Here is a 24,639-nt window from a genome sequence, read left to right as displayed (position 1 = left end):
GCGCCTGAGGGTTCAAGCACGACGCCAGGTTCCTGTAGCCAACAGGAAGGGAACCGGGACCAGATGATCCCGCGCGTGGGTCAAGGAAGCCACCGACCCGCGCCTGGCGTCACGGGGGCAGGCGTAAGCCCACCCCCGCCACATCACTCGTAAACAGGCGCCTCGGTCGACGCGAGTTCAGGCCAATCTGCCACCATGTTCATGCCTTGCAGGGGTTTCTGATACCCCTTGTGGCAGGTGCGGCAGCCCACCTTGGGCGCATCGGCATAGATCGGGCCAAGGCGCTCGGCAGGGTACGTGTCCTTGAGCGGGATCAGGTATTCCTGGTTCAGCTCGATGACCATCTGGCGGCCCTGCTGGGCCGTCGACCACTGCGGCGTCACCTGCGCCCCGTCATAGAACGCCCGGCTGTTGTGGCAGAAGACACAGTTCACACCCAACGAGTTCGAGAAATAGTTCATCAGGCTGAACGTCATCTCGGTCTTCTGGATCGTGTGAACATCGTCATCCAGACCCGGCACACCGGCCACCCGGCTTTCCAGATCATGTACATTCACCTGGCTGTCATAGTCGGTCAGATAGACCTCCAACGCTGTTGAGGGCAGCGAGGTCGATGAACTCATCGACGTGGCGCGGTTCTGATCCGCAGCCCAACCACCGACATTCTCATTGACCGGCGTGACATTGAACCAGACGTCGCTTGGAACAGCCTCGCCCCGGTGACAGGTATAGCAGTTCACACCTGCATCCCCGTTCACATTGACATGGCCCGCCCAGTTCTCGTTCAGGTTCTGGGTCATCTGGATCATGCGCCGCGCCACCACAGTCTGGTAGTTTTCCTCGCCATCAAACAGCACGCTGATGCCCGTCCATGTCCGCATCGCATTCACGATGCGTTCGTAGTTTTCAGGTGTCAGATCGGCCAGCAACGGTTCGGCATTGTCGATGACATCACCAGCGCGAGCAGCACCAGCACCCGGGACAACCGGCGGGGCCGAGCTGTAGCCCGCCACCGTCGGATCCTCGGCCTTGCGGGCCACGTTGTATTCCGGCACCGACATGCCCGTGCCACGTGGACCCGTCTGCATGCTGTCAGTCTGGACCGGGTTGCCCCATGTCACCAACAAGGCGGCGACAAAGACAGCGCTCCCGACAATGCCGATGGCGATGGCCGGCCCGAACACATTGGTCGGGTTGGCCTTGTTCCATTCATTGAACCACTTGGGCAGCATGATCAGTTCTCCTTCCCGATGAAGGCTTCGTACGACCCGTAGTCCTCGTAGCCATATGCACCGTCATAGGCGGGGGCAAAGTTGTGCTCCTGCGCCCAGATGAACCAGTTGTCGACCACCGTGCCGGTCAGCAGGATGCCGATGCCACCCGTGATCGGGGTTAGCACCGCGAACCACCAGGCCCAGCGGTGAATGCCCTCCATCGTGGCGTTGAACCCCATGGTCCAGCGCCAGAACAGGGCCGCCCGCTCGGTCGCCGTGCCGCGGTCATAGATCTGCTCCAACTCGCGGTCACCGCCATAGCGGGTCACGGCCAGAATGGTGCCGCCATGCATACAGAACAGCAGGACAGAGCCATACAGGAACACAATCGAAAGACAGTGGAACGGGTTGTAGTAAAGGTTGCCGTACCGGATCGAGAATGCGGTCGTCCAATCAAGGTGCGGGAAGATGCCATAAGGCACCGCCTCGCTCCACGATCCCATCAGGACCGGACGGAACAGACCCAGCACCAGGAACAACCACACCGCAGCCGCAAAAGCCCAGAACACGTGCTTGCCCATCTTGTGCTCAGCCGCCAGCAGGTAGGACCGCAACAGCCACGTCATCACCGACACCAGCAGGAAGAACGAGGCGATGATGTACCAGCCTCCCTCGTCCAGTGGCGGCATGGACAACCCGTATTCGGGCGAAGGCGGCTCAAGCGCCAGCCAGAACAGCTGCCGGATGAACTCGGGGATGCTGAATCCAACCTGGCTCAGCATGTTGATGCCGACCATTACGAACCAGATCAGGCCCGTCGCCAGCGACACCATGCCGGTCCAGCCGAGGTAAATGGGTCCGATCTGCGCATTGCCGATCCAGCCAGCGAGGGTCGAGAACCAGGGCTTTCCGCCCCGCTCAGCCATCATCTCGCCGCCGTCGTCCATACCCCATTCCGGGTTCCCCTGAACTTGGACCTGGGTGAAGATGTTTTGATATTCGATATTGAACATACCCTTACCCTCCAAAGCCGGATTGATAGACGGGCAGCGGATCAGCGCCCCAGATCGGCAGGTTCAGCCACCAGTTCCACCACTCGGGCCAGCCGGACGTCCAGACCGGGCCAGAGATGATGATGCAGACCGCACTGAAGAACACCGCGTTGATGGCCAGAAGCCAGCCCAGACGGTGAATGCCGAGCGTCCCGATCGAATAGCCGATGAAGTCGCGAAAGAACGTGTCCTCGTGATCCGGTGTCTTGGCCAACTCGCCCTCTTCGGGGTTTGCCGCGGACAGGATCAGCGCCCCGTGCAGCGCCAGCGCCAGCGTGGTCGTGAAGAACAGCGTCACGGCCAGCATATGCGCCGGGTTGTAGTGGAAATGCAGATAGGCGTAGCCGGTGTTGCTCACCCAATCGAGGTGGCTGAAGATCCCGTACGGAAACCCATGCCCCCACGCGCCCATCAGGAAGGGGCGGAAGATGACCAGCGTCATGTAGGCCAGAATAGCAAAGCTGAAACCGATGGGCACATGATACCCCATGCCCAGCTTGCGGCAAATCTCAACCTCGCGCAGGGCCCAGCTGATGAATGCGCCCGTGGCACAGATCGTGATGATCTGCCACAGCCCGCCTTCCAGCAGGGGCGCCATGCCCAGACCATAGCTCAGGTCCGGCGGCGCGATGTTGATCAGCCATGGATTGAAGGTACCCTGTTGGGATGCGCCCCAGAAAATCAGGATAGTGCCCAGAAGGGCGAAAAAGGCGGTCGTGACCCCGAAAAAGCCCACGTAGAAAGGGCCAACCCAGAAGTCGAACAGATCGCCGCCGATCAGCGTCCCTCCGCGGACGCGATACTTTCGTTCGAAGGACAGCAAGGCCATCTCTCTATCTCCGCGTTTGGCGGCGCGGCCCGGGTCGGGTCGTCAGCCGTCTTGGTAGTGTCAGAATGGGTTTGCTGCGGGCAGGCGGGGGCGCACTGTTGCCCCGCCCGCAGCGATCTTGATGATCCCTTCAGACCAGTCCTTACTGGGCGCCTTGGGCAGCCAGCTCGAACCAGTTGAAGTGCTCCGTGCTCAGCAGGACGAGGTGAATCATCGCTGCCAGCAGGAACAGAAAGACGCCTTGCGCAACGAACACGCGGCGAGGATCAAAAATGAGCCAGATCTTGTAGAACTTTGCCATGTCTTGTCCTTACCAACCGTTCGCGAACCAGGGACGCCAGATGTACGTTGCCAAGTGAGCGACAACGGCCACGGCTGTGAAAAGCCAGAGCCCGCTCATGTAGACAGCGTGCAATTCTTGCGCCTGCTCGTCTGTAAGACCTGTAAAAGACAGGTTTTCAGCCATAGTCATTCCTCCGGAAATCAATGCTGACGCCGCGCACCCCGCGGCCGGGTCCTTTGGGGTCACCCCCTCCGGGCTCTGTCCACCTGCAGGCAGGCGTCCAGTCTCGTGTCTCGGCAGGCGCACACAGGCCGAGGACGTCTCTTGGTCTACGCAAACGCAGACCCGAAGTTATGTTTGTGACGCGGCTCACGCGTTGAAGATCATCGGCGTGATGATCCGCGCCTGGGTCCAGGCCCGGGCCATCGGGCCCTTGTCGGTAAAGCTGCGCGACTTGATCGCGGCCAGCGCCCAGGTCAGGCAGGCCAGCGGCAAGGTCGCCACAAAGATGATCGCGAAATAGACCATGAACTCGGTCTTCTCGCCGTTGCGCTTTCTGGCGGGTGCCTCGGTCGCCATGTTCGATGTCATGTCAGTCATGCTGTTCCTCCCTCGGAAACGTTGTCTGACGACCCGGCAAGCGCCGGATCCTTCATGTCGGACGACCCCGCCAAAGCGGGATCGAGAGCGCGCACAGTTTCAATCACAACCCGGTCCGCACCTTGTGCGAGGGCTGCTTGCTCAGCCGCATCGCGCAGGGTCTTTGCCGCGGAAATTCGGGTCAGGATGGGGTGCTGGGCCACGATCCGGTCCAGCATGGCCTGCGCGTCTTCATCCCATGGGAAGTCGCGGCGCAGGGTCGTCGGGGTCGCCTCGGCCGCATCCATGTCGGTGGCCAAAGGCAGAATGTGAAAGAGTGCGTCAAAGAGGCCATTACAGACTTCTTGAATGACGTAGGTTGCGCCGGCATATCCCATAAATGGGGTACCCGTGGCCCGGCGAATGGCAGCGCCGGGAAAAGACGCAGGAATGAATGCGGGGCTCGGGCCATGCCCACCCTTCAACTCCGCCAGATACATTTTTTCATTGATGGACCCAAAGACCACCAAGGGGCGCTTCTGGCCCATCCAGGCGCGCACTTCCTCGTTGTTGGTCTTCTTGCCGGCCACGCGAGCGGTGGCAAAGGCACAGGGCAGACCCATGTCCTCCTCAAGGAACAGACGCAGGCCGCGTGCATAGGTCTCGTTTGCCACCACCGCAAAAGATGCGGTGGCAAAGAAATCCTGCGTGACAGACCGCCACAGGTCCCACACAGGTTTGAGCGTCGAGTGTTTCTCGCGCTCGATAAAAGGTTCGGGGTCGAGGCCCACCAGGTTCCCCAGTGCGCGCAGGAACTTGGTGGTACTCTCGACCCCTATCGGGGCTTGTAGATACGGCTTGGCAAGAAGCTCGCTCAACCCGCGCCCGAACTCGCGGTACATGCAGATGTTCACATCCGCATTCACCAGATTTCGCATGTCGGCCACATGGGCACCCAGGGGCATCACCATGTTGACCTCGCAGCCGATCCCTTCGACCAGCCTGCGGATCTCGGCCAGATCGGACGGCATGTTGAACGTGCCGTACATCGGACCGAGGATATTCACGCGAGGACGCGCACCTTCCTCGCGTTTCTTCTCGGGCGGCATCCGACCCTTGGTCATACCGAACTCGGTAAAGATCCAGGTCATCGCCCGATCCGCCGCTTCCCACTGATCCTCATCAATGGTGCGCGGCAGAAATCTCTGAATATTCGTGCCTTGGGGGGTGACACCCCCGCCGATCATCTCGGCAATGGAACCGGTCACAACGACGGCAGGCAGTGCAGGGTCCAGCGTGCCCCAGGCCCGCTTCATGGCACCCTCGGTGCCGTCGCGGCCCAGCTCTTCCTCGCCTAGCCCAGTGGTCACGATGGGCAACTCATGCGGCGGCAGCGCGTCGGTGTAGTGCAGAACAGACGTCACCGGCAGGTTCTCGCAGCCCACCGGGCCGTCGATCACACATTGCAAACCCTTCACGGCGCAGAACGCGTACACTGCGCCCCAGTATCCCCCGGCCCTGTCGTGATCCATGATCAGCATGAGGCACCTCCGCATCGAGCTGAGGGCATCGCACGTCCGCGGGTGGGCGCATAGCGCCCGCCCAGGGGGGCGGACGGGCGCTGCCCGGCGGTGCCCGCCGGGCGGAACGTGGCAACCGATCCGCTTTCATACAACGGTGCGCGAACGCGTTCGGCTTGTGCCAAACGCTGCCTCGCGCCGTTGCGCGCATATGTTCCATATCCGCGCACTAAATCATCTCCGCCGCCTTCGCGGCCTTCTTCTGACGCTCAAGCTTCTTCAGATTCTGCGCCCGGAAATCAGGCCGCGTGTTCGGCGCACCTTCCCAGACACCGGCCGTATCGCCCTCGCCCACACCTTCAAAGAAGGCCTTCATGTGATCCATGCGCCCTTTGTTGGCGATGGCAGCATTGATGACCTCGGCCAGCGATCCAGCCCCGGCCACACCCATCAGGGGCCGCGCCGAAATCAGGTTGGTGAAGTAGAGCCCGGGAATACCCAGCTCCTTGGCTTTCTGCACAACCGGCGTCGTGCCAATGGCGAGGTCCGGCTGCACCGCTTCCATGGCAGCGCAATCATCTTCCAGCGACGCACGGAACTTCACCTTCACACCCTTGGCTTCAAGCCACGCCTGATCATCCGCGTTCCACGGCGTGCGCGGACACGCGGTGCCCACATAAGGCACCTCCGCCCCGCTCTCGATCAGCAGCCGGGCCACCAGCAATTCGGACCCTTCATAGCCTGATAGGGTGATTGTTCCCTTGATCGGCGTCGCGGCCAACGCGCCGGAAATCGCAGGCAAAACAGCATTCTGCGCCTCGGCAATCTGTTCAGTTGAACAGCCATGCGCCTCGCCAATGGTCTTCAACCAAGCGGCCGTGCCATCACGCCCCACGGGGGCCGAGCCAACAATAGGCCGACCAGCAGCCTCGAACTCACGCACGGCAGCGGTATAGAACGGATGCACCGCCGCCACGACGGACGCATCCAGAGCTGCGTAAAGCTCGCGCCACTCCCGGCACGGCACCACAGGCCCCGCAGCCAGACCCAAGGGTGCCAGCATTTGCCCGATCATCATGGGATCCGCTGGGAACATCTCTCCCAGCAGCGCCACGGTCGGGCGATCAGATTTTCCACCCACGGGCGCAGCGACCGGCCCGGCCTCCACTTCGGCGCGGGCGTATTTCAACATCGCCCCAGCCAGAACATCCTTGGCCTCGGCATGGGTGGGAATCCCAAACCCGGGCACGTCGATCCCGACGATCCGAACCCCATTGATCTCGTCCGGCAACAGCCGCAGCGGCACGCCAGAGGCCGTCGGCACACACAGGTTCGTCACGACAATGGCGTCATATTTGTCTGGGTCCGCCAGATCGTGAACAGACTCGCGAATGTCCTCGAACAGCTTGCCGGTCACCAGCGTTTCGGAGTTGAAGGGCACGTACCCTACAGACCGCCGCGCCCCGTAGAAATGGGACACGAATGTCAGTCCATAGACACAGCAGGCCGAGCCGCTCAGCACAGTCGCCACGCGGCGCATCCGCAGACCCACACGCAACGACCCGAATGCCGGGCACATGCTTTGCGGTTTGTCATGGGGTCCTTGCGGATAGTCAGCGGCGAACTTGTCCAGCATCTCAGAGTTGCCCGCCATCCGCGCGGCCTTTTCCATCTCGGAGCCTGAATGACAGCCCAGACCATCCACGGGCGCCTCCGCCAAAGGCATCTCTGCCTCGCGCGGGTGGCCCTTGGTCACCTCCACCGTATCGGCGGCGTCATATGTGACCTTGGGGCTCATGCGTCGTCATACACCACTTCAAGGGACTCTTTCGGCGCTGCATTCTTGCCGCGCATGTCCATGTCCGTGGCCGGGATCAATTCAATGCCCGCCCCCGTCTCTGACCCATCAAAGAGATCAAGCAGCCCATCCTGCGACAAGGGTGCGGGACGCACCGGCGGTGCGACGGCCACGTTCTCTCCCAGGGCAGCAAACAGGGCACCCCATTGGGACGTGTCCGTGCCGACAATCTGATAATTCGCGGATTTCTTGCGCAGATCATCATCCTGCGGGATCGAGGCAAGCACCGGAATATCCACGGCCTCGGCAAAGGCCTGCGCCTCACCCGACCCATCGTCCTTGTTGATGACCAGCCCGGCCACACCGACATTGCCGCCCAGCTTGCGGAAATACTCCACCGCCGAACAGACGTTGTTGGCCACATACAGCGACTGCAAATCGTTCGACGCGACCAGGATCACTTTCTGCGCCATGTCCCGCGCGATGGGCAGGCCGAACCCGCCACAGACCACGTCGCCGAGGAAGTCCAGAAGGACGTAGTCGAAATCCCAATCGTGAAAGCCCAGCTTCTCGAGCAACTCGAAACCATGAATGATGCCGCGCCCACCGCAGCCGCGACCCACTTCCGGGCCACCAAGCTCCATGGCAAACACACCGCCACGCTTGAAACACACGTCACCGATCTTCACCTCTTCGCCCGCCAGTTTCTTGCGGGTCGAGGTTTCGATGATGGTCGGGCACGCCTTGCCACCAAACAACAGGCTGGTGGTGTCAGACTTCGGATCGCAGCCAATCAGCAGCACACGCTTGCCCTGCTCCGCCATCATGTGACTCAGGTTGGCGAGGGTGAACGACTTACCAATCCCGCCCTTGCCATAGATCGCGATGATCTGGGTTTTCTTCGTGACCTCGGCAGGCAGCACGTCGGCCAAATCTTCGTTGGCTTCATCGCGCAGGCGCTGATCGAAATCCTTAAGATTAGGAACCTCGTCTTTCATCTTAATGCTCCCAATCCAAAATCATCTTCAGGCAGGCCCCGTCAGTGAAGGCCTGTTCGTACGCCGCGCGTGCATCAGCAGCGGGGCGCGTATGTGTGATCAGCCCATCCAGTCGCAGCGCGCCGCATTCCACCAGCGCACGGGTCGCGGCCAGATCTTCGCGAGTCCACTCGGCCGCCACGCGGAACCGCGCCTCTTTCATAAAGGCGGGCGGAAAGGCGAAACTCAAAGGCGCGGAATAGAAACCGGCCAGCACGATCTCACCACCCTTGGCGATGCGACCGACCAGATCGTTCAACAGGCTCCCCTGCCCCGACGCGTCATAGATCGACCGATAGTCGCGGCGCTTGTCATCGTCGGGATGCAGAACCTCGTACCCCTGCGCACCGGCGCGGCGGGCAGGGTCAATCTCCCACACCTTCGGCGCAGGCGCGCCCGAGGCGATGGTCAACCGAGCCAGCAACCGGCCAAGCACACCGTGGCCCACGATCAGGTCCGGCACGGCCTTGTTCATGCCAGCCATTGCGTGACGGGCCGTAGCGGCCAAGGCCAGCAATGCGCCCTCGGCCTCCAATTCTGGATCAATGCGCGTGACCCGCTCGCTGCCGGTGACCAGCGTTTTCGCCGCCCCACCAAACAGGCCAAAGGCCTCTTCGAAACAATTCGACCCCGGCACGAACACACGGTCGCCGGGTTTGAACCCGGTCAGCACACCGGCCTCTACCACCTCGCCCGCAGCCTCGTAGCCCGGCACCAGTGGATAGCCCATGCCCGGAAAGGGCGGCATGTCGCCCGACCAGAACAGCTTTTCCGTGCCCGTCGAAATGCCAGAATGCGTGACTTCAACAACCAGATCACCTGCCCCCGGCGCCGTCAGCGCCAGCGTGTCGACATCAAGGTCTTTGGGACCTTTCAGTAGGACGGCAGAAGTGTCCAAGGTCATCTCCATGTTCGGGCGCCGCAATTGCCCGGTTTCCTTTGAAAGAGACTCAGGGCGACGCTTTGTCGTTATGTGTCATTCTAGTTGGACATATCATTGTGTCAATTAGATTGGACACTTTCCTGTAAATCAGATCGGACGCACCGCTGTCACAACGCGCGTGACATAGGTGCGCGCAGGCGTCGGACAGCGCACTTGATCAAAGCCCGCCTCGGCCAAAAGCGCACTGATCTCCTCCGCAGATCGGGCGCGTCCCGTCTGCATCGCCATCGTGTAAAATGCGAAATACACGTCCCCTGCCCGCTCGGGCCGGGCACCGCCGCCCATCGGCTCGGACACGATCAACTGCCCGCCGGGGGGCAAGGCATCATGCACCCTGGCCAATAAAGCGCGCACTGTGTCATCGGAATGATCATAAAGAACGCGGACCAGTGAAATCGCATCCGCGCCCTCGGGCAAGGCATCCTCGCGGAACGACCCCGGCGCGATGGTCACCCGGTCTGCCATCCCCGCCGCGTCAAACCGCGCCTGCGCATCGGGCACCACGGGCGCCAGATCGAACAGCGTCATCTGCATCGTCCGGTTGGCCTGACCCGCCGCTTCCAGAAACGCCCCCGTGCCGCCTCCAATATCCAGAAGGTGCTGCACACCTTTCAGCGATACGGTCCGCAACGTGTCCTCTGCCACCAAGCGCTGCGATTGCGCCATCAGGTCGGAATAGATCGCGGCGTCGCCGGTATCGACGTCGCCGCCAAAGACATAGGGCCAGAACTGGCTCAGCTTCGTTTCGTCCGGTTTGCGCAGCAACGCCACCGGATCACGCAAATCATCATAGAATGCTTTGTGATGCCGGATCATCGCCTCCAGCCCCGGCACGCCCATCAGCGCGGCCCCCTTGCGCGCCAGCGCAAAACGATCCCTCTTGCGTTTGAGCAGCCCCAGCGCGGCACCGGCCTGCAACAGGACCCGCATCCGATCCTCAGGCACATCACAGGCGCGCCCCAATGTCTCGGCTGTCTGCGGCCCTGCCCGCAACCGCCGGAACAGGTCCAGCTCCACCAAAGCCATCAAAACCTGGCTTTGCACAAACCCCTGCACCACATCGAACAGCGCCGCGCCATCGGCCCGCGCCCGCGATCGTGTGAGTGGAAACTTGCTCGCCCAACTTTGAAACCCGGGTCGCGCGACCAGCCGGTTCACCCAGCCACTGACCCTATACTTGGGCCAACCCGGCAGGTCATGCGCGTCGCTTGTCATTCGCCCGGCACGCGGGATGGAGACACAACAGGCGTCAGCCGCTCCGCATACATCCGCACCATCTCGGCCAGCTGCGCCTCGCCCGGGCAACTCGGGATCGACGCGATCGCCCCACCCAGAATATCCTTGAGGCGAGAGATCGCACCCTGCACGCCAAATGAGGCCACCGCATTGGGCCGCCCGTGCAGGTCGTCCTGACCCGCAGGCTTGCCAAGCGTCGCCTCGTCATACAGCGCATCGCGCAAATCATCGGCCACCTGGAACGCCTCGCCGATCCGGTCGCCCAGCTCGAACCACGGCTCCGCATCCTGCCCTGCCGCAATGGCACCCATCTGCGTGGCGGCAATGAACAGCGCCCCGGTCTTGGCCTGATGGTAGGCCTTCAGATCCACCTGATCCTCGCTCTCCCATCCCTGCCCTGCGCAAATACCACCGGGCATGCCGGTGCGTTGAGCCAGGGTCATGATCAACTGCGCCACCCGCTCGGGCGCATGCCCCGACTGTCGGGCAAGGGTTTCGAAGGCCAGCACGATCAGGCTGTCACCGGCCAGCACAGCCAACGGCTCGGAATAGGCACGATGCACCGACGCCTTGCCGCGGCGCATATCCGCATCGTCAAAACACGGCAGATCATCATGGACGAGGGACGCGCAATGGATCATCTCCAGCGCCGACGCGGCAGCATTCGACACGGCCGGGCGATCATCACCACAGGCCATCGCAACAGACATGAGGATCGTCGGACGGATGCGCGCTCCACCGGGGGCCGTCGCATAATGCAAGGCGCTCGCCAGCTTCGGCGGGGTGGCACGACCAGCCCCACGCCCGACATCCACAGCCTCGGCAATCGCCGTCTCGATCCGCGTGCTCAGGCCCATGCGCGTCGCTCCCTTTCGGTATAAATGTCACTTTAAGCGTACACTAAAGTGTAAATCATACTGGACACATTGCCTGTCACGAGTCAACATTCCACCCGATGACCCATGTCATAGCCCCCGCCCCGCAACGCGCCGTGATCATCGGCGCGGGCATCGCTGGCCTTGCCTGCGCGGCCCGGCTGCGGGCAGCGGGCTTTGCGGTGACACTGCTGGAACGGCACGCGGCCGTCGGTGGCAAAATCCGCGCAGTCCCTTCCAAGGCAGGCCCCATCGACGCAGGCCCCACCGTGCTGACGATGCGGCACGTCTTCGACGATCTCTTTGCGCAACTGGGCACAACGCTCGAAGACCACGTAACCCTGATCAAACAAGATGAACTGGCCCGCCACTTCTGGCCCGACGGCAGCATACTCAGTCTCTATGCAGACGAAGAGCGCAACATCCGCGCGCTCCGCAGCTTTGGCGGCAGCGATGCGGTGGCGGGCTTCCTCAAGTTCACCAAACGCACGCGCCAGCTCTTCACGGCCTTCGACGCGCCCATGATGCAGGCCCCCGAGCCGAAACTCGGCGCCCTCACCAAACACGTGCTGACACAGCCCCACCTCATCCCGGCCATGGCGCCACTCTCAACACTCAAGACCTTGCTCAAGCGCAGCTTCCGCGACCCGCGCCTGCGGCAACTCTTTGGCCGCTACGCCACTTATGTCGGCGGCAGCCCCACCCACGCCCCCGCCATCCTATCGCTGATCTGGCAGGCCGAGGCCAACGGGGTCTGGGTGGTCAAGGGCGGGATACACCAACTGACACGGGCGCTCTTGCATGTGCTGGACGCAAACGGCGTCGACACAGTGACCAATGCACATGTGGAGCGGATCGAGGTCCAGAACGGGCAAGCAACAGCCGTCCATCTGCTAGACGGAACCCGCCTGCCCTGTGACGTGCTGGTACATGCGGGCGACCCAAGGGCGCTGGCCACCGGCACACTCGGACCCGACACAGCGCATATCGCCCCGCAAACGGCCAAGGCCAAACGCAGCTTCTCCGCCCGCGTGCTCAGCTTCGCCGCCAAACCGCACGGACCAGACCTCGCACACCACAACGTCTTCTTCGCCGAAGACGCAACCAGCGAATTCCGCGACCTCATGGCCGGGCGCGTGCCCGCAAATCCCAGCTTCTACATCTGCGCCCTCGACCGCGGCCAGTACCGCGATCCGCCCCAGCTTGAACGGTTCGAGATCATCACAAACGCGCCCGCGACGGGCGAAGACACCTCGGAGGACCTCTCCCCATGGCTTCATCAGATCACGCACCAGATGGCGCAGCACGGGATGACTTTCAGCCCGACACCGGATACGACAACGATAACGACGCCCCAAGCGTTCGGGCAGATGTTTCCGGCAAGTCTCGGCGCGCTCTACGGCCAGACGCCGCACGGGCTGACAGCGGCGCTCCAGCGCCCCACGGCCCGAACGCAGATCCCGAACCTGTATCTCGCGGGGGGCGGGACGCACCCGGGGGCGGGTGTGCCCATGGCCACCCTCTCCGCCCGGCACGCGGTCGAGGCGATCTTGAGCGACCAAACTTCAACATCGAGGTCGGGCCAAACGGCTATGCGTGGTGGTATGTCGACGGCTTAAGCGATTGCGGCACCCGCGCCGTCTCGGTCATCGGCTTCATAGGCTCGGTCTTCTCGCCCTGGTACCGCTGGTCCGGGCGCAAGAACCCGCAAAACCACGTCTGCATCAACGTGGCCACCTATGGCAAAGGCGGCCGGTTCACGATGACAGACCGGGGCACTTCCGCGCTCCGGCAAACGGCCTCAAGGTTCGAGGTTGGCCCCTCCATGATGCGCTGGGAAGACGACACACTGATCATCGACATCGACGAAATCTCATCTCCCCCGCTGATCTCGCGGATCAAGGGCCAAATCCGGGTCATCCCCTCGGCGCTCACCAATGTCGAACTCCCCCTCACAAATGACAACGCCCATATCTGGCGCCCCTTCGCCCCCCGCAGCCGCATCGAAGTCGACATCGACCGCCCCGGCTGGCAGTGGTCGGGCGAAGGCTACTTCGACGCCAATTTCGGCACCCGCGCTCTGGAAGAAGACTTCAGCTACTGGACCTGGGGCCGCTACCCGACCGGAAACGGCGCCACCTGCTTCTACGACGCCACAAGGCTCGACGGCTCAGAACTCGCCGCAGGCTTCCACTTCGACGAAACGGGCAAAGCCGCCAGCATCCCGCTCCCGCCCAAAGCCCCCATCCGCCGCTCGCTCTGGGCGGTCAAACGCGAAACCCGCGGAGACGCGGGCGCCAAAGCCAGCCAAGTGCAAAACATGCTCGACGCGCCGTTCTACTCCCGCTCCGCAGTGGAAACGACCCTGAACGGCGAACGGACTACCGGCGTGCACGAAGCGCTCGACCTCACGCGCTTCCGCTCGCCCCTGATCAAACCGATGCTTGCAGTCCGGGTCCCCAGACGCAGCAAATGGACCTTCTCCTGACCCTTCTCCAACGTCCGCCAGTGGGTTCAGGGGAGTTGTATGAACGGCAGGTAAGAGCCCAGAGTGCTGTGTGCTGCAGTTCGAACCAATGTCGGCTTTGGGCTAATTTGTTCTGCCTGATGCACGAATGAGTGCCAAACGCGACAAAGGCGATAACCGGTGTCACGGCTTTCTGACGGCTTTGCGGAATGCACTGGGGCTTTGGCCGGATGTCGTTTCGAAAGCGCGGCTAAAGGCACTGCGGCTGGAAAACCCAACAGATTCAGCCACTCTTTTCATTGGCAAATCTGTATTGCGCAGTAGGTCGCCTGCTTTGCGCACCCGCAGATTGCGCAGTAGCTCCATCGGTCCTGCGCCATACGCTTCAGAAAATCGCTTCGCAAACGCGGCCCGGCTCATGCCTGCAATATCCGCGAGAGACTCTACGGAAAACGGATTGCCCGGGTTGTCCAACATCGCGTTCAACGCTTTCCACAGCATCGGATCACGCAGCGCGGCCATCCAATCCAACGGCCCTGCCTGCTCAGTCATTCGCTTGCGCATCATGACAATCACAGCCTGCATCAACAGAACCCGGATCAAAGCGCGGCTGCCGACGCTTGGCTCGCACACTTCGCGCATTAATGTGTCGACCAATACCATCAGGTCGCTGCCGGGTTCGGCACGCGTTACCAACGGCTCACGGATTAAGTTGACCACATCCGTGGCCCCCATCAGCCCAATATTAACGTGCGCGCAAAGTGCGACCAGGCGGCTGGCACTGCCGTCACCTTCATCTGGGGCGGATTTGAGGACCTGCGCCAAGTTCAGCGCTGCTGGTTTGCAAGACGGTCCGGGCACGACCGTCGCGCCGTCATTCAAGACCTCGTGGCTGTTCAGTGAAGGGATCAAAACCAAACTGCCCTTGGATATTCTGATCGGGGCCTGCCCCCGCATCGTGATCTGGCCCTCGCCGCACAGGATATAGTGCAGGGTCACCGCCGCATCTGGCTTGAGGGCAACATGGCAGGTTCCGTGGATCTCACAGATGGCAAACGGTTCCGTACGGATGTCGAGTTGATCGAAAATGTGGTCGTAGCTCATCCGATGATTTTGGCCTTAAACTCCTCTGCCGTCACGAAAATTTTCCTGACTGGTCCAAATCAAGACGAAAAGGCACACCGACTGTCACACACAAGGCTTCTCGATACACCCAAAGAAGGAAAGACCTTATGTGCAATTGTGATGACCATGACCACGGCGGCAAGAAACTGTCACGTCGCGCGGCGTTGACCACCGGACTGGCAGGGACTGCAGCGGCTGCTGCCACTGCGCTGGGAGGAACCGCTCACGCGCAAGTCAAGGCCAACCCCTATGCTGAACCGGCCGAACCTGCATTGCCGCCCTCTGACATGAAGCTCGACCTGAGCCGCGCAGCCCTTGTCGTGACCGACCCACAGAACGATTTCCTCAGCCCCGATGGTGTGACTTGGGGCGTGATCGGCGCGTCCGTCACTGAACACAACACGGTTGAAAACATCGAAACGCTGTTCCGTACGGCCAAAGAGTACGACATCACCACCGCCGTGTCTCCGCACTACTACTATCCAACTGACCATGGTTGGAAGTTCGAAGGCGCGTTGGAAAAACTAATGCACAATATCGGTATGTTTGACCGTAAGGGGCCTCTGGACATTGAAGGTTTCGAAGGCTCGGGCGCAGACTGGTTGGAGCAATACAAACCCTACATAAACGACGGCAAGACCATCGTGACCTCGCCCCACAAGATGTATGGCAACGACACCAACGACCTGTCGCTGCAACTGCGCAAGCAGGGCGTGGATCAAGTCATTCTGGCAGGAATGTCGGCCAACCTGTGCACGGAATCGCATATGCGCGAATTGATGGAGAAGGGTTTCGAAGTGGCCGTGGTGCGGGATGCGACGGCTGCGGCGCAACTGCCGGAGGGGGATGGGTACCTCGCTGCCCTCATCAACTTCCGCTTCATCGCTAACGCGGTCTGGAGCACTGAAGAAGCTGTGGCACAGATCAAGGCAGCGGCTCTGTAAACCAACCCCTACTCGGGACGCTCTGCCTAAGGTCAAAGCTATGCCGTGCCCGCCATCGACGTCTTTGATGGCGGGCACGATTACAGCGTTGTTCGCCCGAGCAGACAAAAATCAAAGGACAAAGAATGAAATCAAACTCAGTCAAGGAAGACACGATAAATGCGGTCTTGGGCAAGGTTTTCCGCCTCTATGTGCAGAGCCACTGCTATCATTGGAATGTGGAAGGTCCAAACTTCCGCAGCTTGCACGCCATGTTTGAGACCCAATACCAGACGCTCAACGGGTTCCTCGATGCAATCGCAGAACGGTTGCGTGTGCTGGGGAGCAAAGCACCCGCATCATTGGATGAGCTGCTTGTCTTATCCAATCCAACCCAGGATGCGACCGCCCAGACGACAGATGAAATGCTTGCGAACCATTGCGCCGATTTTCACCGCTTCATTGATGTACTCCGCAATGCAATTCAGGTTCTTGCTGATGTCCGAGACGACGGCACAGTCGGGATTCTGTCCGATATTCTCGAATGGAGCGAAAAGGAGCACTGGATGATGTCAGCCACTATGAAATAGGCTGAAACGGTGCGTAACGTAGCTTCAGTTCTACCTGCGTCGGAATAGTCACCAGGAAGAGCATAGGTCGAATGTGGGCAAAGCCGTCATTGGTCGCCGAGACCCAAAGGGCCGTTTTGTCCGCACACCCAATCCAAAGCCGGTCCAGCACAGGCCCGTGGGCTGGTGTCGCACCATCCCTTCGGCAGCACTTTATGGCAGCCAAACACATTCCACAGAAATTCTGTTCGGGGCAGCAGTCAAAACACCAGCCCGCCGGGACGGGCTTGTGTTGGACCGGCGCCTTCGGCTTGTTCCGGTCCCGTCAGCGCGTCGAAAATACGAGCGGTTGGTCGGGCGAAAGCCCCTTCACCCCGCCTGCACAGATCCCTTCGCCGCCTCTTCCGGGTTCAACCGCCATACACCCCAATTCAGTGATGCGGCAATCGTCACCCACACCAGATACGGCACAAACAGCAGCCCTGCTAGGGTATCCACCTGCCACAGGGCCAGCATCGCACTCAGCACCGTCACCCACAGCACCCCGATAATCGCCATGCCCAACCGGATATTTCGCAACCCAAAAAACACCGGCGTCCACAGCCCGTTGAACGCGATCTGCATCGCCCAGAACGCCATGGCGATCCCGTTGCCCTCGGCCATTGCCGCGCGCGCACCTGCTACGGCCATGCAGACATAAAGCACCATCCACGTCACCGGAAACACCCAGTCGGGCGGCGTCCAGCTTGGCTTCGACAGCGACCGATACCATGGGCCCGGCGGGAACAACCCACCGGTTACGCCCGCGCCAAGGCAGGCGGCGAAGAAGATGCAGAACAAAAGCCAGAACATGAGGGTCACGTAACCCGTGCGCGGGTCCCGATCAAGCTTGCCCGATCCGCCTGTCGCTTGGCTTCCAGCGCGGCCAGCGCTTCGAACAGACTGTCACTGCGGCTAGGCCGCGCCCCGGTGGCGGCGGCATCGACCAGAAACTGCACCTCGGGCAGCGGCTTGGCATAAAGGACGGCCGATTGCGGCATGACCATGCTGGTCCCGCTCAGCGCCACCGATTGCGCCAGCCACCCCAGCTTCTGTGCCTTCGATGTCCGCGCCCGAGCGGAGATGCTGTCATACCCCATCCCCGTCAGCCGCCCACCGATGCCCGCATAGATGAACCGCGCCGCATAAATCCCCGGACGGCACCCGCGCGGCAGCGCGGCAATCCCCGCTTCTGACCTGTAATAGAGCCTGTTCGCCTCCATCACCAACCGCTTGACCATCGCCCGCACCGCCTTGGTCGGGCGCGGGTCGGCAAAGAAGCCCTCGGGCGTCATCCCCGCCTCTTCCAGCCACTCTGTCGGCAGGTACAAACGGCGCTCTAGCGCGTCTTCGCCCACGTCGCGGGCAATATTCGTCAGCTGCATGGCCACGCCCAGATCACAGGCCCGCGCCAACGCATCGCCGTCACGCACGCCCATCAGAACACACATCATGGCCCCAACAGCAGAGGCCACCCGCGCTGAGTAGTCCTTCACCCCCGACAGCGTTGCATAGGTCCGCGCATCCGCATCCCATGCCAAACCCTCCAACAGGGCGTCAGGCAAGGCACGCGGCATCTCGAACTGTTCGACCACGGCGGCAAAAGCCCGATCCGGCGCCGCATCCTTGGGCGTCCCGGCATAGACCAGATCCAGCCGATCCCGCAGGCGCAGCACCGCCTCCACCTTCTCCGCCTTCAGGTCCACCTCGTCATCCGCCAACCGGCAGAACGCATAAAGCGCCAGCGCCGGGTCACGCACCCGCTTTGGGAGCAGCTTGGAGGCCGCATGAAACGACAACGACCCATGGCGGATCGCCTCGGTACAAGCCTCAAGGTCACGTGGATCGATCATAGCACCGCATCCGGCACCAATTGCGCCAGAACCTCCGCCGTTGAAATCACCCCCGGCACACCAGCGCCGGGATGGGTGCCCGCGCCCACCAGATACAAGCCCTCAGCCTCTTCACTCACATTGTGAGGCCGAAACCAGGCCGACTGCAGAATGCGCGGTTCGATCGAAAAGCCAGCGCCATGCGGCGACAGGTACCGATCACGGAATGTCTCGGGCGTAAACACCTGTTCCGTGCTGATTTTCGACCCTAATCCGGGCAAAAGCTGGTCTTCCAACACGGCCAAAACCTTGGCCTTGTAGGCCTCCGCCTCCGTTGCCCAATCCACGCCGCCATGGCCCAGATGCGGCACAGGGCTCAGGACATAGAACGTATCATCACCCTCCGGCGCGACGGACGGATCGGTGACAGACGGACGATGCACATACAGGCTCATGTCCTCCGACAACGTGCCCTTGATAAAGATATCTCTCAGCAACCCGGTATAACGCGGACCATTCAGGATGGTGTGATGCCCCACATCACCCCACTGCCCCCGCGTGCCCTTGGTCCCGAAATACCAGACAAACAGGCTCATCGAATAGCGTGTGCGCTTCAACTTGGCGGGCGTCCACCGCTTCTTGGGCAGCTGCCGCATCAAACGATCATAGGTGTGACCGGCATCGGCATTGGACACGACCACATCAGCGCCGAGTGCCAGCCCCGACTCCAACCGCACCCCACGCACACGCCCGTCATCAACGACAATCTCGTCAACCACAGTGTCCATAAGCAGCGTACCGCCCTGATCCTCGATCACATCGGCCATCTTCCGGGCCATCCCGGCCAACCCACCCATGGCGTAATGCACGCCAAATTGCTTCTCGAGATAGCTCACCAGAATATACATGCTGGTCACGTGGGTCGGATCGCCGCCGATAAAGAGCGGGTGAAACGAAAACGCCATGCGCAGCTTTTCATTGCGGAACCGGCGCGCCGCATGGGCATAGACAGAGCGATCAGCCCGCAGCATCCCGAAGGTGGGCAGCACCTTCACCAAATCCCAAAGCTGGTGCATCGACCGCCGGCCCAAATCCTCGAAGCCAAACCAGTACCGCTTGGCACTGTCGCGCAAAAAGGCATCAAAACCAGCCACATCATGTGGCTCGATCTTCGCCACCTCTTGCCGCATGGCATCGGTGTCATGCTGGGCCACGAACTTGGTGCCATCCGGCCAGCGGATCTCATAGAATGGGTCCAAAGACCGCAGCTCCACATCGTCGTCGAACCGCCGACCACACGCGGCCCAAAGCTCGCGATAGAGCTGCGGCACGGTCACAATAGTCGGCCCCAGATCAAAGCGATGCCCGTCCTGCCAAATGGCCGATCCACGGCCCCCCGGCACATCCAGTTTGTCAACGACAGTGACGGCATAGCCCTTGGCTCCAAGGCGCATGGCGGCAGCCAACCCACCCAAGCCCGCACCAATGACGATGGCGCGGTTGCCCGCACGGGTCTTCGATTCGATGGGATCAAGGCGTGTCATCTCTCCAAAACAATACGAGTGTCTAGTTTAGTTGACAATTTCTTTTCCACCGATAGGCTGAATCTTGTGCCATAGGGCACGCTACCAGTGCGACATGATGAACCAAACGACCTCCATATCCTTCTTCCGTTTCCCACGGTGGCGCGACCGGGCATGGGCGCTGACAATGATGGGTGGCGCACGGATGGCCATGGCGCGCGTGCCGGACCTGCGGTTCTGGAAACTCTGCGGCTCCGGTACCGGCGAAGGGTTCACGCCGGTTCCAAACACAGCCGTCTACGCCATCCTCTGCACGTGGCCCGACCCGGAAACAGCCCGCCACCGCATCGAAACAACACGCATCTTCCAACGCTATCGCGCCCGCGCATCCGAACACTGGACTGTCTTCCTCGCCCCCACCTCGGCCCGCGGGGCTTGGAGCGGCAAAACACCGTTTTCTCCCGTATCAGAGCCGCAATCAGGCCCACTCGCCGCCCTCACCCGCGCCACGATCAAACCCCGCATCCTGACGAAATTCTGGCGCCGCGTCCCCGACATTTCTGCCATGATCGGCAGTGACCCCAACGTGGTGTTCAAGATCGGCATCGGCGAAGTCCCCATGCTCCACCAGGTCACCTTCTCCATCTGGCCGGGCGCACAGGAAATGGCGCAATTCGCCCGCACCAACGGCCCCCACGCCGAAGCAATCCGGGCCGTCCGCGATGGCGCATGGTTTCGCGAAGAGCTTTACGCCCGTTTCGCCATCCTTGGCGACAGCGGCACATGGGGCGGCACCAGCCCACTCGCCCAACTGGACCTGACCGCAGCATGACGAAAACGCCCTTCCCCTTCTCCGCTATTGTCGGCCAGGACGACATGAAACGGGCCATGATCCTCACGGCCATTGACCCCGGGATCGGCGGCGTTCTGGTGTTTGGGGACCGGGGCACAGGCAAATCCACCGCCGTGCGCGCGCTTGCCGCCCTCCTGCCCCCGATCACGGCCGTAAAAGGCTGCCCAATCAACGCCGCAACACACGCCGATTGCCCCGATTGGGCCAATGTAGAGACGAAAAAGAAGCGGCGTGTCCCTACTCCGGTCATCGACCTACCCCTCGGCGCCACCGAGGACCGCGTGGTCGGCGCATTGGACATCGAACGTGCCCTCACGCGGGGCGAAAAGGCCTTTGAACCCGGCCTACTGGCCCGCGCCAACCGGGGCTATCTCTACATTGACGAGGTCAACCTGCTCGAAGACCACATCGTCGACCTCCTGCTCGATGTCGCCCAATCCGGCGAAAACGTAGTCGAACGCGAAGGGCTCAGCATCCGCCACCCTGCCCGCTTTGTGTTGGTGGGTTCCGGCAACCCCGAGGAAGGCGAATTGCGACCCCAACTGCTTGACCGTTTCGGCCTGTCGGTCGAAGTGCGCAGCCCCAATGATGTGGCCCAAAGGATCGAAGTCATCAAACGCCGTGACGCATTCGAGAGCGATTTCGACGCCTTCATGGAGACCTACACCAAGGAAGACGCCAAGATCCGACGCAAGATCCTCGCCGCGCGCAAGCTCCTGCCCCAGATCGAAACGCCCGACGCCATCCTGCATGATTGCGCCGAACTGTGCATCGCACTCGGCAGCGACGGGTTGCGCGGCGAGTTGACTCTCCTGCGCGCCGCCCGCGCCCTGGCAGCCTTTGAGAAGAAGAAAGTGCTCACCCGTGACCACCTCAAACGCATCGCGCCCATCGCCCTGTCCCACCGCCTGCGCCGCGACCCGCTGGACGAGGCCGGCAGCACCACCCGCGTCACCCGCACGGTCGACGCTGTGCTGGCATGACGGGCGCGGCGGACGACACGTCCGCCTTACGATTGCGCGCTGCCCTTGCATCATCCCGTAGGGCGGGGTTCACCCCGCCAAACCACTTATCCCACGATCTACACCGCTCGATTGCATCACCACCCACATGTAAGGCGGACGTGTCGTCCGCCAAAGGCAGCACGCAATGACAGCCGAAAGCTGGCATAACGCGGCCCTCGCCCTGCGCCTCCTGGCCCTCGACCCCGCAGGCCTTGGCGGCGCAGTCATCCGCATGCGCGCCAGCCCCGACCGCGACGCGCTACTGGCAGGCTTCATCCCTTCCCTGCCCATCCGAAAACTGCCCGTCACCATCTCAGACGAACAACTCTTTGGCGGCATCGACCTAAGCGCAACGCTATCATCTGCGCAAGTAATTGAAATTAAATCATTTTTTAGCGAATCTTGCATAGCTCAACTCCCTATGGCCGAACGCTGCCCGCCAGCCCTCGCAGCCAAACTCTCTCAACTCACGGATCAGTCTCTAACACAGGGCTTTTTGCTCTTTGACGAAGGGATCGAACCCGACGAACGCACCCCCGATCCCCTCGCCGATCGTTGCGCCTTCCACCTGTCACCAGAAGGGCGAAAACCATCTGTCCCCGCGGGGACACCCCCATCTGTCCCCGCGGGGACAGCAGTAAAAACGGCAGACGCGATCTTGCAGCTCACCCTGCTCGCCACCCGCTTCGGCATCGTATCCCTCAGGGCGCCCACCCTCGCCCTCCGCACCGCACGCGCCCATGCGCACTACATGGGCCGAGAGCACCTCACAGACGCCGACGTCGAGGTTGCTGCAACTCTCGTTTATCCGCACCGCGCAACCATGATCCCAGAGGACATAGAGGACCGGGAAAGCCCCCCTCCCCCACCTTCAAATGATGATTGTCCCCGCGGGGACAACCAGGAAAACGACGCATTCCCGGACACAGATATGCTGATCGAAACCGTCAAATCCCTACTCCCAGCAGACCTCCTAAACGGACTTGTCCCCGCGGGGACAACTCGAAAATCCGGCGGCGCTGGCGCCGGTCAAAAACGCACCAGCAACCGCCGCGGCCGCCCCCTGCCCTCACGCCCCGGACGGCTCGACGGCACCTCGCGCATCGACCTGATCGCCACACTCCGCGCAGCGGCCCCGTGGCAGCCCCTGCGCCGCCAACAGCAGCCCAACCGCACGGGCCTGCTTATCCGACCCTCCGATATCCGCCTCAAACGCTACGCAGAGCAATCCGACCGCCTCCTGATCTTCACGGTCGATGCCTCCGGCTCCGCCGCTGTGTCCCGACTGGGAGAGGCCAAAGGCGCCATCGAACTCCTGCTCGCCGACGCCTATGCCAGCCGGGACCACGTCGCTCTCATCTCGTTCAGAGGCACCGAGGCTGAAACCCTGCTGCCCCCCACCCGTTCCCTGGTCCAGACCAAACGGCGGCTCTCTGCCTTGCCCGGCGGAGGCGGCACCCCCCTGGCCTCCGGCCTGCAACACGCCCTCCTGCTCGCGCAGCAAAGCGTTGCCCGAGGACTGACACCCACCGTCATTCTGATCACCGACGGACGCGCCAACATTGCGCTCGACGGCCAAGCAAACCGGGCGCAGGCCGCGCAAGACGCGACCACGATGGCAACGGCATTGCGCAGCTCCGGAACGGCTGCTTTGGTGATCGACATGTCCAACCGCCCTCAACCCGCTCTGAAGGATCTGAGCCGCACTTTGGACGCTCCCTACGTTGCCCTCCCGCGCGCTGACGCGCAGCGGCTAAGCGGCGCGGTGCAAGCGGCTTTGGACAGCTAAGAATGGACTGGGCGCAAATTCACACATGGCCCAATTCCGAACTGTCCCGGCGGGGACAAGGACCCGTGCATCGTTGGCATATCCAGGAAACAGGTGCGGGCAAAACACTGCTGATGCTGCACGGTGCCGGGGGATCGACCCACTCCTATGCCGACCTCATACCCATACTCGCACAGAGTCATCACATCGTCGCTCTGGACCTGCCAGGACAGGGATTCACCCAGCTTGGTGCACGACATCGCAGCGGACTTGAGCAGATGGCTGAAGACATTGCCAAACTGTGCGACCAAGAAGGCTGGATCCCCGATGTCATCATTGGCCATTCCGCGGGCGCAGCCGTTGCTTTGAGGCTCGCCGAAAGCGATCTGTCCCCGCGGGGACAAGCGCCCTTGGTCATTGGGATCAATGCCGCATTGGCACAGTTCACTGGGCTTGCCGGGCTTGTCTTTCCCATGATGGCCAAGTTGCTGGCAGCAGTGCCATTCACAGCATCCTTGTTTTCCGGCGCGTCCAACCGACCGGACAGGATCAAGGCGCTTATCAGTTCAACGGGTTCTCAACTGGACGCTGATGGCCTCGAGCTATATCGCCAATTGGTCGCCGACCGGAACCATGTGGATGGGACACTGTTGATGATGGCGCAATGGGCCTTGGATCCGTTTCTGGCCAGATTGCCAAACCACCCGTCGGCTGTGCACTTCATTGTCGGAGACAAGGACGCCACTGTGCCGCCCGAGGTGTCCGAAAAGGTGACATCCCGGATGCGCAACGCCACCCTGCATCGCTTTACCGAATTGGGTCATCTTGCTCATGAGGAAGATCCCGAAGGTTTTGCCCGGTTGATCAACGAAATCATCGAAAAAGAGTTGGGTTAATCGGATCTGTCCCCGCGGGGACAGTTGGCCGGCACCAACAAAAAAGCCCGCCGAATTGGCGGGCTTTCTGTTTTGTCCCCGCGGGGACAGGTGGGTTAACGCAGCGTACGCATCGTTGGGAAAACGGTTCCCTTTGTGTGTTTGTCCCCGCGGGGACAGATTACAGATCGAGCTGGTCGAGAAGGGCGCGCACTGCGGCTTCAAGCTTGCGGGGGTCGACCGATCCGAAGTCGCGGTTCATCTGCAATTCGATCTTCCCCTTGGCGCCGATGAC

The 24,639-nt window shown here is 61.7% G+C and carries 24 protein-coding genes; 8 read left to right on the top strand and 16 right to left on the bottom strand.

What is annotated here, in order from left to right; all coding sequences use genetic code 11:
• Nucleotides 1-143: 143 nt before the first annotated feature.
• From pufC to AC53L6_RS22465, 12 genes are all read right to left on the bottom strand, one after another.
• Nucleotides 144-1,232: a photosynthetic reaction center cytochrome PufC gene (gene pufC / locus AC53L6_RS22520; protein ID WP_496909456.1), complete on the bottom strand. Its 1,089-nt coding sequence runs from the start codon at nucleotides 1,230-1,232 to the stop codon at nucleotides 144-146.
• Nucleotides 1,233-1,234: 2 nt separating this feature from the next.
• Nucleotides 1,235-2,227 carry a photosynthetic reaction center subunit M gene (gene pufM / locus AC53L6_RS22515; protein WP_496909455.1) on the bottom strand — a complete coding sequence of 331 codons (993 nt, stop codon included), beginning with the start codon at nucleotides 2,225-2,227 and terminating at the stop codon, nucleotides 1,235-1,237.
• 4 nt (nucleotides 2,228-2,231) lie between these two features.
• Complete coding sequence (pufL, locus tag AC53L6_RS22510) at nucleotides 2,232-3,095, bottom strand: photosynthetic reaction center subunit L (RefSeq protein WP_299555622.1); 864 nt, start codon at nucleotides 3,093-3,095, stop codon at nucleotides 2,232-2,234.
• Nucleotides 3,096-3,237: 142 nt separating this feature from the next.
• A complete protein-coding gene (gene pufA / locus AC53L6_RS22505) occupies nucleotides 3,238-3,396 on the bottom strand; it encodes a light-harvesting antenna LH1, alpha subunit (protein ID WP_189371632.1) in 159 nt (52 codons plus the stop codon).
• A 9-nt stretch (nucleotides 3,397-3,405) separates the two neighbouring features.
• Complete coding sequence (gene pufB / locus AC53L6_RS22500; RefSeq protein ID WP_039688894.1) at nucleotides 3,406-3,561, bottom strand: light-harvesting antenna LH1, beta subunit; 156 nt, start codon at nucleotides 3,559-3,561, stop codon at nucleotides 3,406-3,408.
• Between the two features lie 186 nt (nucleotides 3,562-3,747).
• Nucleotides 3,748-3,978, bottom strand: coding sequence for a cytochrome PufQ (pufQ, locus tag AC53L6_RS22495; RefSeq protein ID WP_299209948.1), 231 nt, complete (start codon nucleotides 3,976-3,978; stop codon nucleotides 3,748-3,750).
• A complete protein-coding gene (gene bchZ, locus AC53L6_RS22490) occupies nucleotides 3,975-5,498 on the bottom strand; it encodes a chlorophyllide a reductase subunit Z (protein WP_496909454.1) in 1,524 nt (507 codons plus the stop codon). The genes pufQ and bchZ overlap by 4 nt, the downstream gene beginning before the upstream one ends.
• 208 nt (nucleotides 5,499-5,706) lie before the next feature.
• Entirely contained in the window at nucleotides 5,707-7,275 is a 1,569-nt protein-coding gene (gene bchY, locus AC53L6_RS22485) for a chlorophyllide a reductase subunit Y (RefSeq protein ID WP_496909453.1), read from the bottom strand.
• A complete protein-coding gene (locus AC53L6_RS22480; protein WP_496909452.1) occupies nucleotides 7,272-8,273 on the bottom strand; it encodes a chlorophyllide a reductase iron protein subunit X in 1,002 nt (333 codons plus the stop codon). Before AC53L6_RS22480 ends, bchY begins: the two co-directional genes overlap by 4 nt.
• Before the next feature lies 1 nt (nucleotide 8,274).
• A complete protein-coding gene (gene bchC / locus AC53L6_RS22475; RefSeq protein WP_496909506.1) occupies nucleotides 8,275-9,210 on the bottom strand; it encodes a chlorophyll synthesis pathway protein BchC in 936 nt (311 codons plus the stop codon).
• A 132-nt stretch (nucleotides 9,211-9,342) separates the two neighbouring features.
• On the bottom strand, nucleotides 9,343-10,470 hold the full coding sequence (locus AC53L6_RS22470) for a methyltransferase (RefSeq protein WP_496909451.1): 1,128 nt from the start codon (nucleotides 10,468-10,470) through the stop codon (nucleotides 9,343-9,345).
• Nucleotides 10,467-11,348, bottom strand: a complete 882-nt coding sequence (locus AC53L6_RS22465) for a polyprenyl synthetase family protein (protein ID WP_496909450.1) — start codon at nucleotides 11,346-11,348, stop codon at nucleotides 10,467-10,469. Before AC53L6_RS22465 ends, AC53L6_RS22470 begins: the two co-directional genes overlap by 4 nt.
• 98 nt (nucleotides 11,349-11,446) lie before the next feature.
• Here AC53L6_RS22465 and crtD point away from each other — a divergent pair, with 98 nt between their 5' ends.
• Together crtD and crtC are read left to right on the top strand one after the other, a co-directional pair.
• Nucleotides 11,447-12,985, top strand: a complete 1,539-nt coding sequence (gene crtD / locus AC53L6_RS22460; protein ID WP_496909449.1) for a 1-hydroxycarotenoid 3,4-desaturase CrtD — start codon at nucleotides 11,447-11,449, stop codon at nucleotides 12,983-12,985.
• Nucleotides 12,937-13,854, top strand: a complete 918-nt coding sequence (gene crtC, locus AC53L6_RS22455) for a carotenoid 1,2-hydratase (RefSeq protein WP_496909505.1) — start codon at nucleotides 12,937-12,939, stop codon at nucleotides 13,852-13,854. Before crtD ends, crtC begins: the two co-directional genes overlap by 49 nt.
• A 162-nt stretch (nucleotides 13,855-14,016) precedes the next feature.
• Here the strand turns inward: crtC and AC53L6_RS22450 are convergent, their stop codons facing one another.
• Nucleotides 14,017-14,937 (bottom strand): helix-turn-helix domain-containing protein, encoded by a 921-nt coding sequence (locus AC53L6_RS22450; RefSeq protein WP_496909448.1) that lies wholly within the window; start codon nucleotides 14,935-14,937, stop codon nucleotides 14,017-14,019.
• 128 nt (nucleotides 14,938-15,065) lie between these two features.
• On the opposite strand from AC53L6_RS22450, the gene AC53L6_RS22445 reads away from it, so the two are divergent.
• A complete protein-coding gene (locus tag AC53L6_RS22445; protein WP_496909447.1) occupies nucleotides 15,066-15,902 on the top strand; it encodes a cysteine hydrolase family protein in 837 nt (278 codons plus the stop codon).
• A gap of 125 nt (nucleotides 15,903-16,027) precedes the next feature.
• Complete coding sequence (locus AC53L6_RS22440; protein WP_496909446.1) at nucleotides 16,028-16,471, top strand: Dps family protein; 444 nt, start codon at nucleotides 16,028-16,030, stop codon at nucleotides 16,469-16,471.
• 348 nt (nucleotides 16,472-16,819) lie between these two features.
• On the opposite strand, the gene tspO is transcribed toward AC53L6_RS22440, so the two are convergent.
• Genes tspO through AC53L6_RS22425 form a run of 3 tightly spaced genes read right to left on the bottom strand, consistent with a single transcriptional unit; the run spans nucleotide 16,820 to nucleotide 19,865 of the window.
• The gene (gene tspO / locus AC53L6_RS22435; protein ID WP_299606217.1) at nucleotides 16,820-17,302 is read right to left on the bottom strand and encodes a tryptophan-rich sensory protein TspO; all 483 of its coding nucleotides are present in this window, start codon (nucleotides 17,300-17,302) and stop codon (nucleotides 16,820-16,822) included.
• A gap of 5 nt (nucleotides 17,303-17,307) precedes the next feature.
• Nucleotides 17,308-18,342 (bottom strand): 15-cis-phytoene synthase, encoded by a 1,035-nt coding sequence (crtB, locus tag AC53L6_RS22430; protein WP_496909445.1) that lies wholly within the window; start codon nucleotides 18,340-18,342, stop codon nucleotides 17,308-17,310.
• A complete protein-coding gene (locus AC53L6_RS22425; RefSeq protein ID WP_496909444.1) occupies nucleotides 18,339-19,865 on the bottom strand; it encodes a phytoene desaturase in 1,527 nt (508 codons plus the stop codon). Before AC53L6_RS22425 ends, crtB begins: the two co-directional genes overlap by 4 nt.
• A 97-nt stretch (nucleotides 19,866-19,962) precedes the next feature.
• On the opposite strand from AC53L6_RS22425, the gene crtA reads away from it, so the two are divergent.
• The 4 genes from crtA (at nucleotide 19,963) to bchO (ending at nucleotide 24,365) form a co-directional block, all read left to right on the top strand.
• The gene (gene crtA, locus AC53L6_RS22420; RefSeq protein WP_496909504.1) at nucleotides 19,963-20,676 is read left to right on the top strand and encodes a spheroidene monooxygenase; all 714 of its coding nucleotides are present in this window, start codon (nucleotides 19,963-19,965) and stop codon (nucleotides 20,674-20,676) included.
• On the top strand, nucleotides 20,673-21,680 hold the full coding sequence (gene bchI, locus AC53L6_RS22415) for a magnesium chelatase ATPase subunit I (RefSeq protein ID WP_496909443.1): 1,008 nt from the start codon (nucleotides 20,673-20,675) through the stop codon (nucleotides 21,678-21,680). Before crtA ends, bchI begins: the two co-directional genes overlap by 4 nt.
• Before the next feature lie 166 nt (nucleotides 21,681-21,846).
• Nucleotides 21,847-23,490, top strand: coding sequence for a magnesium chelatase subunit D (locus AC53L6_RS22410; protein WP_496909442.1), 1,644 nt, complete (start codon nucleotides 21,847-21,849; stop codon nucleotides 23,488-23,490).
• Between the two features lie 2 nt (nucleotides 23,491-23,492).
• Nucleotides 23,493-24,365, top strand: a complete 873-nt coding sequence (gene bchO / locus AC53L6_RS22405; RefSeq protein WP_496909441.1) for an alpha/beta fold hydrolase BchO — start codon at nucleotides 23,493-23,495, stop codon at nucleotides 24,363-24,365.
• The last annotated feature ends 274 nt before the right edge of the window (nucleotides 24,366-24,639 follow it).

This window comes from Tateyamaria sp. LSS28 (assembly GCF_059611725.1).
The sequence above is the reverse complement of the archived record's forward strand: the minus strand, read 5'-3'. Positions and strand labels throughout refer to the sequence as shown.